The 9,503-nt window shown below is 72.1% G+C and carries 8 protein-coding genes; all 8 read left to right on the top strand.

What is annotated here, in order from left to right:
* The first annotated feature begins 2 nt into the window (after positions 1 to 2).
* The 8 genes from ABFX51_RS01755 (at position 3) to ABFX51_RS01790 (ending at position 9,327) form a co-directional block, all read left to right on the top strand.
* Positions 3 to 1,292 carry an enolase C-terminal domain-like protein gene (locus ABFX51_RS01755; protein WP_346051620.1) on the top strand — a complete coding sequence of 430 codons (1,290 nt, stop codon included), beginning with the start codon at positions 3 to 5 and terminating at the stop codon, positions 1,290 to 1,292.
* Between the two features lie 143 nt (positions 1,293 to 1,435).
* On the top strand, positions 1,436 to 3,193 hold the full coding sequence (locus tag ABFX51_RS01760; RefSeq protein WP_346051621.1) for a family 20 glycosylhydrolase: 1,758 nt from the start codon (positions 1,436 to 1,438) through the stop codon (positions 3,191 to 3,193).
* On the top strand, positions 3,190 to 4,131 hold the full coding sequence (locus ABFX51_RS01765; RefSeq protein WP_346051623.1) for an ROK family protein: 942 nt from the start codon (positions 3,190 to 3,192) through the stop codon (positions 4,129 to 4,131). The genes ABFX51_RS01760 and ABFX51_RS01765 overlap by 4 nt, the downstream gene beginning before the upstream one ends.
* A complete protein-coding gene (locus ABFX51_RS01770; RefSeq protein ID WP_346051625.1) occupies positions 4,110 to 5,744 on the top strand; it encodes a hypothetical protein in 1,635 nt (544 codons plus the stop codon). The genes ABFX51_RS01765 and ABFX51_RS01770 overlap by 22 nt, the downstream gene beginning before the upstream one ends.
* Positions 5,741 to 6,505, top strand: coding sequence for an amidohydrolase family protein (locus ABFX51_RS01775; RefSeq protein ID WP_346051627.1), 765 nt, complete (start codon positions 5,741 to 5,743; stop codon positions 6,503 to 6,505). The genes ABFX51_RS01770 and ABFX51_RS01775 overlap by 4 nt, the downstream gene beginning before the upstream one ends.
* Positions 6,502 to 7,269: an amidohydrolase family protein gene (locus ABFX51_RS01780; protein WP_017985052.1), complete on the top strand. Its 768-nt coding sequence runs from the start codon at positions 6,502 to 6,504 to the stop codon at positions 7,267 to 7,269. The genes ABFX51_RS01775 and ABFX51_RS01780 overlap by 4 nt, the downstream gene beginning before the upstream one ends.
* Positions 7,253 to 8,269, top strand: a complete 1,017-nt coding sequence (locus ABFX51_RS01785; RefSeq protein ID WP_346051629.1) for an NAD-dependent epimerase/dehydratase family protein — start codon at positions 7,253 to 7,255, stop codon at positions 8,267 to 8,269. Before ABFX51_RS01780 ends, ABFX51_RS01785 begins: the two co-directional genes overlap by 17 nt.
* 2 nt (positions 8,270 to 8,271) lie before the next feature.
* Complete coding sequence (locus tag ABFX51_RS01790) at positions 8,272 to 9,327, top strand: dihydrodipicolinate synthase family protein (RefSeq protein WP_346051631.1); 1,056 nt, start codon at positions 8,272 to 8,274, stop codon at positions 9,325 to 9,327.
* Positions 9,328 to 9,503 lie beyond the last annotated feature (176 nt).

Raw genomic sequence — 9,503 nt, forward strand, 5'->3', positions numbered from 1 at the left:
CCGTGCGCGAGAGGACCGCCGATATCCGGGTGCTCGGCGCGAAAGTCTCCTTCCGCGAAGTGCCCTTCGCGTCGCCGCTGGTACTCAGCTCCGGGCCGATCACCGGGCTCACCGAGGCGGTGGTCGAGGTCGTGGTGCGCAACCGCGCCGGGCGCACCGCGCGCGGCAGGGGCTCCGTGCTGCTGTCCCACCCGTGGGCCTACGGCGGGCAGCCGCCCCGGGGTGAGGACCGCGACGTCGTGCTCCGCGGGGTGGTGGAGCAGCTCACCGCCGGGCTGCCCGGCCTCGGTGACCAAGCGGATCCACTGCGGCTGGGCTCTCTTCTGGCCGCAGCGTCCCGGGAAATTGTTGTGCGGCAAGGAATTCCGGAACTCGCCGGGCTCGTCTGCGCCGCTCCGGTTGACGCGGCATTGCACGACGGGTGGGCGAAAGCCCTTGGCGCGCCGGCGTATCGGTGCTACACCGGGGAGCACCTCGGCGCGGACCTCGCCGACTACCTCGGCCCGGGTTTCCGCACTCGCTTCCCCGGGGACTACCTGCGTGCCACGCCACTGGAGCGCCTGCCGGTGCAGCACGTGGTGGGGGTGGCCGACCCGCTGAGCCGGGACGAGGCCGACGGCACCACCGTGCCGCTGACCGAGTGGGTGGCCGGTGACGGCGTGCATTGCTTCAAGGTCAAGCTGGCCGGGCGTGACCCCGCCGCCGATGCCGCGCGGATCAGCGACGTGTACCTGGCCACCAGTGCCGTCGCACCGGCACCGGTGCGGATCTCGCTCGACCCGAACGAGGCCTACCGCGAACCAGGGCAGCTGGCCGCGGTGCTGCGGGCGCTCGGGCGACTGGCCCCGGCGGCCCGCGACGCGGTGCGGTACGCGGAACAACCCTTTCCCCGCGACGGCGCGCAGGACCCGGCCGCCATGGCGGAGCTGACCGCGCAGCTGCCGGTCCTGCTCGACGAGGCCTTCATCGACGTGGCGGCGCTCGACCGGCTGGCCGCCGCCGGGTGGTCCGGGGTGACGGTGAAGACCGGGCGCGGGCACACCCAGTCGTTGCTGGGGTACTGCTGGGCTCGCCACCACGGCCGGTTCGTTGCGGTCGCCGATCTCACCAACGTCGGTGACGCGCTGACGCACTCCGCCGCGATGGCGTCCTGGTTACGTTGCGACACAACGGCTTTCGAGTGCAACAGCCGGCAGTATGCACCAGCCGGGAACACCGGCGCGGCCGGTGAGCTGGTGGTACGGCACGGGGAGTTGGACCTGGCCGCGTTGTCAAGAGAGGGAATCCGTTGACCAGAGGCGATTTTCCCGCCCCGCCGCCTCGCGCGGTCTTCCCGGAGCCCGGCCGGTTCCATGCGCCACCTGGCTCGGCGGTGTACTGCGCGGCCACGGCGCTGCCGGCCGGTCGGCGGATCGCCGAGCTCACCGGACTTCCGTTGAGAACGACGGCTTCTCCTGGCCGGATCGTCGTCGGCGCCGATCCGGGACCGGGCGGGCTGGTCGTGCCCGACCGGCCGGAGGGGCATGCGATCGCGGTCACGGCCGACCGCATCGAGCTGGCCGCGAACGGGGACCGCGCGCTGGGGTATGCGGCGGCCACCCTGGCCGACCGTGGGCTGGACTGCGGTCGCGTGGTGGATTTCGCCGACCTTGAGCTGCGCGGGGCGCACCTGGATCTGAAGGGGCCGATGCCGGCGCCCGGCTACCTGGCCGGCCTGATGGACCGGCTCGGCCGGTGGCGGCTGAACACCGTGCTGGTCGAGTACGAGGACAAGTTCCCCTACTCCGAACGGCTCGACCTGGCTGGCAAGGACGCGCTGGATCCCGACCAGCTGCGGGACCTGCTGGCGGCAGCGCAGCGTAACGGCATCGAGGTGATCCCGCTGGTGCAGTGCCTTGGCCACAAAGAGTACGCCCTGCAACGGCCGCGCTACTGGGATCTCGCCGAGGACGAGCGACACCAGCAGCTCTGCCCGTCGCGTCCCGGTTCGCTGAAGCTGGTCGAAGCGCAGCTGGCGGAGGTGCTCGCGGCCCACCCGACCGCGCGGCTGGTGCACATCGGCGGCGACGAACCGTGGTCGCTCGGGCGCTGCGCGGACTGCCGGGCGTTCGCGGCCGAACACGGGCGCGCCCGATTGTGGACGCGGTACGTGCGCCGGGTCGCCGAACTCGTGGTGGCCACCGGGCGCCGGCCGGTGGTCTGGGACGACGTGCTGTACTCCGAACGCGATCCGTCCTGTGTGGACGAACTGCCGCCGGAGACGGTGGTGATGGCCTGGGAGTACGCGGCATACCGGGAAAGCACCGGGCACGTCCGCTGGGGCAACCCGCCGCAGCTGGTGGCGGCGGCCGGGCTGCGTGCCGCCCCGGACGCGCTCCCCGAGTTTCCGGAGGACGGCGTGCTCGCCGACCTGGAGTCGCTGCCGGAACACGAGCAACGGCTGCTGCGAGCGGTCAAATACGACCTCGACGACCGCGGCGGTCACCCGTTCCCGTGGCTGCGCGGGCTGACCGCCCGCGGCCGCACGGTGATCGGGGCCTCGGCGGCGCGCGGGGCGGACGGCGAGGACGTCTGCGCGCCGCGCTGGGGCAGGCGGCTGCGCAACATCGCGTTGTGGGCACGGCATGCGCGGGCGGCCGGCGCACTCGGCGTGGTCAGCACCGCGTGGTCTGCCTACAGCACGGTCAGCCCACCGACCGAACCGATGGCCTGCGTGGAATCGCTGCTCGCCGCCTCCGGCCACCTGTACTGGAACACCGCGACCAGCAAGGAACGGCTGGAGCGGGCGCTCGGCCCGGTGTGGCTGGCGCTGCGCTGGATCGAGCGTGGTGAACCGCACTACTTGACGGCCGCGCAGGCCCTGCTCGGGCGGCGGCCGGACGGCCGGTTGCCCGTACTGCTCGCCGAGCACGCCAGGCTGTCTACGGACACCGAACGATGGGCGAAGGCGGCCGCCTTCCACCTGTGTGCCGGCCGGCAGGGACCGGCGGGGGAGTGGGCGCGGGACGAGACGCGCTCCGGGGTGGGGCGCACGCTGGTCGCCTGGGCCGACTGGCGCACCAGGTTCGCCGCCGAGCTGCGCGACGACTACGCCGGTGCGGGCGCCAAACAGCTCGCCGAGATCAAGTCCGCCGAAGCGGTGCACCGGCTGCGGCGGCTGGCCGAGGACCTGGATGCCGGAGGCCGCGGGTGAACCCGACCCTACTCGGCGTCGATATCGGTGGCAGCTCGGTGAAGGCGCTGACCTGGTCGCCCGCCGGCGGTGTCGGGCAGCGCTGGCGGGAGCCGATCTCCCGCGAGGCCGGCGCGGCCGCGGTCATCGGCCAGATCCTATCCATAGTGGACACATCGGTCGCCCGTTCCGGGGCGACGGCCATCGGCGTCGCCGTGCCGGGCGTGGTCGACGAGAACGCCGGGGTCGCGGTGTTCTCGGAGAACCTTGGCTGGCGCGACTGGCCGGTGCGCAGCGGGATCGCCGAGCGCACCGGCCTGCCGACCGCGATCGGGCACGACGTCCGGCTCGGCGCTGCCGCCGAATCGGCACGGCACCCTGGCGACCTCGTGTTCGTCGCCGTCGGGACCGGGGTTGGCGCGGCGGCGGTGCTCGACGGCCGGGTGCGCGCCACCCGCTTCTCCGGCGAGATCGGCCATCTCGTCGCCGAGCGGGACGGCCCGCCGTGCGCCTGCGGGAAGTCCGGCTGCGTCGAGGCGATCGGCTCGGCGGCGGCGATCGCCGGCCAGTACACGAAGCGTACCGGCGAGCGGGTGGACGCGCGGGAGGTCGCCGCACGGCTGGAGCGGGGTGATCCGGTCGCCGGAGAGGTCTGGCGGCGCGCCGTCGACGCGCTCGCCCACGGCGTCACCGCCGCGATCGCGGTGCTCGACCCGGACGTGGTCGTGGTCGGTGGCGGACTGGCCGCGGCCGGCCACATGCTGTTCGACCCCTTGCGTGCCGCGCTCGCGCCGAGGCTGGCCGGCCTCGGCGCGCCACAGGTACTTCCCGCCGGCCTCGGCCAGTGGGCCAACGCCGTCGGCGCCGCGCAACTCGCGTTGCGGTCGTCGGTGCGCGACGGGAGCGGGAATCGGGACAACAGGAGAAGGAGAACATCGTGCGCAGACAAAGACGTCTGATCCTCGCAGCGGTGGCCGCGGCGGTCACCGTGCTCGTCTCGGTGCTGCCGGGCACCGCGGTGGCCGCACGCGCGGCAGGCGCGCAGGCGAAGGTGGCGAACATCCTTGCCGCCTACGGTGGTGAGATCCGTGAGGCACAGCCCCGCGCGGACGGGTACCGCCACGTGGACACCGATGCGACCCTGGACAAGCTGGCCGAGCTGCACAACACCACGTTCGTCAACCTGATCTGGGACGCCCCAAGCGACTGGGACGACTTCCGCACCGAGCTGCTCCCGGCCGCACAGCAGCGTGGCCTCGACGCGTGGGTCTACCTGGTGCCGCCGACCGAGTGCAGCGCCGAGCGGTGCTCCTACCCGTTCAAGACCGACTACCTGCGGTGGGCGCAGGAGATCGCGACGCTGTCGAAGCAGTATCCGGCGCTCAAGGGCTACGCGATCGACGACTTCAACCACAACCTCGACCTGTTCACCCCGGACTACGTGCGGCAGATGCAGGACACCGCGAAGTCGATCAACCCGGACCTGGTGTTCCTGCCGCAGGTCTACAACCAGACCGTCACCACCGCGTTCGTCGACTCTTACGGGCCGATCATCGACGGGCTGATCCTGGCCTACCGGGACGACCCGTACCGCAACACCCAGCGGACCGACACGTTGCGCGGCCAGCTCGACGCGGCGTCGGCGAACCTCGCCCGCTACGGCAAACCGCTGGTGCTGATGAACTACACCAGCAACCTCTCCGGCACGCCGTTCCCGCCGAACCCCGACTACGTGCGCACCACCACCGAGATCGGCGCCGAGTACGTGGCCGCCGGAAAGCTGGGTGGCACCGTCACCTACATCCTGCCGCTGAACCCGGCGGACGACTGGCGCAACGACAACCATGCGCACGGCGGGGTGGGCAGGCTCAGCCTCTTCGTGCCGATGGCCACCCCCACCAGGCCGGGTGACGAGGCGAGCGCGAGCCAGGTCGTGCAGGTGGACCCGAACGCCCCCGACTACCGGATCACCTTCCGGCAGGACGACACGTACTACAACGGCGGCGCGGCGACGGGCTACCAGTTCAAGCAGCTGCTGGTGGACGGCCAGCCGGTGTGGGAGGCCGATGTGGCCACCGACGATCTCGGGTACACCGATGTCCAGGTCGACCTTTCCGCTCAGCTGCGCGGAAAGACCAGCGCCACGCTGACCTTCCGGCTGCTGGAGCGCAAGGCCGTCACGAACTTCTGGGTCGATGCGCGCGTCGACGACATCGAGGCCATCGGGTTCACCGTGACCAATCCCGGTTTCGAAAGCCGTGACGGCTGGCAGTTGGCGGCCAACACCCCGGCGATCCTGCCCGATATCGAGCACTACCTCGTCGACCGCGCGGACCAGGCGTTCGCCGCCGTGCAGGGGGTGTACGGGCCGGCGCGCCTGGTGCTGGAGGCCCGCGACTCCGGGCGCCAGGGCTTGGTCGCCGTGGCCGAGCAGGCCTGGGCCCAGCAGCGCGCGGGACGGCCGCAGGCGGCCGGCGCGCTCGCGCGCGCCTACGCGGCGCAGGCTCGCGGGCTCCGGCTGCCGGCACTCGCCGAGCTGGGCGACCAGGTGGCGGGGGAACTCGCCGGATGACGCGCGAGAAGACGACCGAGCGGGAGGGACGCCTGCCTGGCATCCCTCCCGCGCAGGTCCTCGATGTGGACGTGCTGATCGGCCGGTACCCGGACCGGCCGGGCCCGCCGGGGGACCCGGCCTCGGTGCGGGCCGTGCTCGACGAGCACGGGATCGGCGGGGGATTGGTGTGCTCGTTGCGTGGCGCGCTCTTCGACGTCGACGCCGGTGACGCGGAGACGCTGGCGCTAGGGCTGCCCGGCATGCACGCGGTGTCCACTGTGGACCTAAGGGACGGGCTGCGCGCCGAGCGAACCCTTGACCGGCTCGCCGAGCACGGCCGGCGGGTGATCCGGTTGTTCTGCGAGGAGCAGCACATCGAGCCGGATTTCCCCGCGCTGTGGCGGGTCGCCAGGCTGGCCGCCGAGCACGACTTCCTGGTGCTGCTCGGCGGGGACGTGCGGCGGATGTGGCGGCCCTTCGCCGGGATCGGTGCGTGCGTGGTCTTCCTGGACACCCACTTCTACCACCTGGGTGATTTCCTCTTGCTGGCAAGGGACGAGCCGGGCTTCCACACCTCGACCAGGCTGCTCAACTCGCCGGACGGACTGGAACTGGTGGCGGCCGAGGTGGGTGCCGAGCGGTTGCTACTGGGCACCCGGTCCCCGCTCTACGAGCCGGCGGTCCCGTTACTGCGGCTCTCGGCGTCCGGATTGGACGACGCGCAGCGGAGCCTTGTCGCCGGCGCGAACCTGCGACGCCTGCTGGAGGGACGAACGTGATCGTCGATGTGCACGCGCACTGGGGCCCGTGGTTCTTCGCCATGGATGTCGGCCGGGTGGAGACCAGCATCGCGGTGATGGACCGAGCCGGCATCGACCTGCAGATCGTGTCGTCCAGCGAGGCGGTGATCTACGACCCGGCCGCCGGCAACCGGCGGATGGCCGAGGTGCTCGCCACCACCGACCGGATGCTCGGCTACCTGGTGATCAACCCCAGGGAGCTGGCGCAGGCCGAACGCGACCTCGCCGAGCTCCTGCCGTCCGGCCGGTTCGTCGGTGTCAAGATCCACACCGACTACACCGGTACCCCGATGTCCTCACCGCGGATGCGGGACGCGCTCGCACTGGCCGCCGGGCACGGCCTGCCGGTGCTGGTGCACGCCTGGGACACCGCGGTGCTTGACCTCGCCGCGCACTGTGTGGCGATCTCGGAGCTGCGCGCGATCGCCGGGCATATGGGCGGATCGGGCTGGCGGCACGCGATCGAGGCCGCCGCGGCCTGCCCAAGGCTGTACCTCGAACCGTGCTTCTCCCACTTCGAGGCCGGCAGGGTGGCCGCCGTCGCGTCCGAAGTGGACCCTCGCCAGTTGCTGTTCGGCACCGACGCCACGTTGATCGACCCGGCGGTGGCGCTTGGCGCGGTACGGGCCGCGGCACTGCCGGCCGAGGTGCTCGATCAGATGATGTGGCGCAACGCGGTGCAGCTGTTCGGGCTCGCCACGCCCGCCGATGACAAGGAGGAAGCCAGTGCCGACCGAGGCTGAACTCGACGAGCTGATGACAAGGCCGTCGCCTGGGCTCATCGCCGACCTGTCCACTGTGGATGGTGATCTGGTGGTGCTCGGCGCCGGCGGCAAGATGGGCCCGAGCCTGGTGCGGCTGGCCAGGCGCGCGGTGGTCGACGGCGGGCTGGACAAGCGGGTGATCGCGGTGTCCAGGTTCGGCTCGGGGGAGCTGGCCGAGCGGTTGGCCGCCGATGGCGTCGAGATCGTGCGCGCCGACCTCACCGACGAAGCCAGCCTGGCCGGACTGCCGGACGCGGGCGCGGTGGTCTACCTGGTCGGCGCGAAGTTCGGCAGCCACGGCAACGAATCCTTCACCTGGATGGTCAACAGCTACCTGCCTGGCCGGATCGCGCAGCGCTACGCCGGTGCGCGGATCGCCGCCTTCTCCACCGGCAACGTCTACCCCCTGACGCCGGTGACCGCGGGGGGAGCCGACGAGCGCACCCCGCCGGGGCCGGTCGGCGAGTACGCGATGTCGTGCCTCGGGCGCGAGCGGGTGCTGGAGCACTTCGGGTCCGCCAACGGCACCCCGATCGCGTTGCTGCGGCTGAACTACGCGATCGACCTTCGCTACGGGGTGCTGGTGGACATCGCCCGCCGGGTCCGCGACGGCGAGGAGATCGACCTCACCACCGGCAATGTCAACGTGGTCTGGCAGGGCTGGGCCAACGAGGTCGCGCTGCGCTCGCTGCGGCTGGCGGGCACGCCCGCGGTGCGCATCAACATCGCCGGCCCGGAGACGGTCTCGGTGCGCAAGCTCGCCGAGGCGTTCGCCGCCAGGTTCGGTGTCTCCGCGCGGTTGACCGGCGAGGAGGCGCCGACCGCGCTGCTGTCAGACGGTGGCGCGGCGCACGCGTTGTTCGGCTACCCGAGCGTCGGGCTGCACCAGCTCATCGACTGGACCGCGGACTGGGTGCGCTCCGGCGGAACGTTGCTGGACAAGCCGACCAAGTTCGAGCGCAGGGACGGGAGGTTCTAGCGATGGCGGAACTGGACGTCGAGCGGGCCGCGCTGCTGCGCGAGGGCTGCGTGATTCCGGCGCACCCGCTGGCCATCGACGAGGCGCGGCGACTCGACGAGCGGCGGCAGCGCGGGCTGACACGCTACTACCTGGCATCCGGTGCCGGCGGGGTCGCGGTCGGTGTGCACACCACGCAGTTCGAGATCCGCGACCCGCGGTGGGGGCTGCTGCGGCCGGTGCTGGAGCTGGCCGCCGACGTCGTGCGCGCGGAGGCCGGTCGGCCGGTGCTGCTCGTCGCCGGCGCCTGCGGGCCGACCGCGCAGGCGGTGGCCGAGGCGGAGCTGGCGGCGGAGCTCGGCTATCACGCGGTGCTGCTCGGTCCCGGCGGCCTCGACGGTTACTCGGAGGACGAGCTGGTTGACCGCACGGCGGCGGTCGCCGAGGTGCTCCCGGTGATCGGTTTCTACCTGCAGCCCGCGGTTGGTGGCCGCCCGCTGTCCGCCGGATACTGGCGGGCGGTGGCCGAGCTGCCCGGTGTCGCGGCCATCAAGATCGCTCCGTTCGACCGGTACGCCACGATCGACGTCGTGCGGTCGGTCTGCGAGTCGTCCCGCCGGGACGAGATCGCGCTCTACACCGGAAACGACGACAACATCCTGGCCGACCTGCTCACCCCGTTCACCGTCGGGGTGCGGGGCGAGCGGGTGCACAAGCGGATCGTCGGCGGGCTGCTCGGGCAGTGGGCGGTATGGACCCGGCGCGCGGTCGAGTTGCTGGACCGGGTGCGCGCCGCCGGGCACGATCCCGGTGAGCTGCGCGCGCTACTCGGGCTGGCGCCCGCGCTCACCGACGCCAACGCGGCGATCTTCGACGCCGCGCATGGCTTCCACGGGTGCGTTCCCGGTATCCATGAGGTGCTGCGCCGTCAGGGTCTGCTCGCCGGGCGGTGGTGCCTCGACCCGGCCGAACAGCTCTCGCCAGGCCAGGCGGACGAGATCGACCGGGTCAGCCGCGAGTACCCCGAGCTGACCGACGATGAGTTCGTCGCCGAGCACATCGAGGACTGGCTGCGCTGAGGAGCAGAGATGTCCACAGTGGATTCACGTGGTGGTCCGGTGACGTTCGCCGTCGTCGGTGCGGGAGACCGCGGCCGAACCTACTCGCGGTGGATCCGGCGGCACCCGGCGCGGGCCAGGGGGGGTGTCCCTATGTGGTTGTCAAGCGGCGGCGGGCGTGTTTTTGGGTTGCGGGG

It is taken from the genome of Amycolatopsis dongchuanensis (assembly GCF_039542405.1).
GTDB lineage: Bacteria > Actinomycetota > Actinomycetes > Mycobacteriales > Pseudonocardiaceae > Amycolatopsis_E > Amycolatopsis_E sacchari.